Source organism: Salipaludibacillus neizhouensis, from assembly GCF_002886185.1.
GTDB lineage: Bacteria > Bacillota > Bacilli > Bacillales > Salisediminibacteriaceae > Salipaludibacillus > Salipaludibacillus neizhouensis.
The window spans coordinates 258,201-259,795 of sequence record NZ_KZ614148.1 but is presented as its reverse complement, the minus strand read 5'-3'; the positions used below and the strand labels follow the sequence as shown (position 1 = coordinate 259,795).

Annotated in this window: 2 protein-coding genes; both read right to left on the bottom strand. The window is 33.4% G+C overall.

Going from position 1 to position 1,595, the window contains the following annotated elements; all coding sequences use genetic code 11:
* Positions 1–423: 423 nt before the first annotated feature.
* The gene (locus tag CEF18_RS24145; protein WP_183041275.1) at positions 424–1,182 is read right to left on the bottom strand and encodes an aminoglycoside adenylyltransferase domain-containing protein; all 759 of its coding nucleotides are present in this window, start codon (positions 1,180–1,182) and stop codon (positions 424–426) included.
* Between the two features lie 219 nt (positions 1,183–1,401).
* The coding region (locus CEF18_RS24140; RefSeq protein WP_190238723.1) for a GyrI-like domain-containing protein at positions 1,402–1,595 on the bottom strand (194 nt) is incomplete at its 5' end.

The window sequence follows — 1,595 nt, the reverse complement described above, 5'->3', positions numbered from 1 at the left end:
GGGGCGGCGTGGAGAATACGTGCAGAATATGGTAAAAAATGGAGTTTCATCTAACTCCTTTATTCAAGCACGCCTTCATGTAGCCTAAACAATCATCACTCATTCCAATCCTCCGCTGTTCCCTTATGAAGGGTTATGGAATCCTGCGAATAAGTGAGCATTCAAGAGATATAACAATCACACTGAGGGAGTTTAAGTGAAAAACTTCACAAACTCTTATATTCTCTATTATCATATTAACATAAATTTTCCAATTATAACTTTTATTTGTTATTATCTTCTGATAAAAAAATTATATTGATCTTCCACCATATGGCCCTATTAACAAAGAAAGGGCGCAATCCATATTACAGAATTGCGCCTGATTGTTTAATAAGGATTTAAAGACAATTAGAGTCCATTTAGCATATAGAAACCTGTTTGTTAAATTAGTTGATTAATTTCACTCAACATATAGTCAGCATAATTCAATAACTGTTTATTATCATACTCAGTTTTATTGGCTTCTCCAGTGTATTCATCTAAACATGTTTGAACCAATCTTTGGTATTCATGGGATAATGTCTTAATTCCCCATTCCCCACCCTCTTTTTTCGATGATATTACACCTTCTTTTAGGAAGAACAGAACTCTACACAAATTCAAGGTTAGATACATAGGGTTATCAATGATGTTCTGAGAGGAATCCTTTACATCGTGAAGAATGGACGAGATATAAAATTGTCTGTCAATAGGTTTATAAACATCTCGAAGAGGCTTGCCGTATAAAGGTATTCCTCGATAATAGGCAACAACCATTTGTGATGCAAAATCATCATCTACGAATCCTCCGCAAAGATAATTTTCGTCTCCCTGATATTTTTCCTGATGATAATCAGAATAATGAAATTCTACAGGTGTCGGATAAATAAATGGTTTAAGGTGAGTTTCCAAAATAACGCTAAACTCAATGCCGCGTTCAATGGGCATCTCATCATGTAAAGATAAAGCCATTTTTGCAATTCGCTTATTATTTTTTGTTGTCAGTTTTTCTTTTATGACAACGAAAAAGTCGATATCACTTTCCTTCGGATTAAAACATCCCGTTGCCAATGATCCGTGTAAATAAATGCCTACCAAATTTTCCTTGAGCTCTTCTTTAAATAATGCCACGATTTTGTCTAAGTAAAACTGAATGTTCAAGTAAGATCCACCCTTTGTAAATATTTACATTTTAAAATAATAATTTATTATATCATGAACTAAACATTACTCCCCTTGAGCTAAATAAGCCTTATTCTATTAAATGGCCCTGTACACAAAAAAGGGCACAATCCTTATTAAAGATTTGCGCCTGATTGCGGAAGATCACTTATGTTTTACTATTGAAGAAAAGCACCAGTTAGCTGAATAAGATTCTACTTATTCAACAGGTATCCAAATTTCCATTTCATATTCATCTGTTTCTTCTTTCCCGTACATATTAGTGTCTACTATTTCAATTTCAGGCATTCCTTCTTTTATTCTATATCCTTCCTTATCAAATATCTTCCATAATTCCCCGTAAGTATTTGGAATTTCTTTAACGTGACCAATATGTTTGAATACAACATATC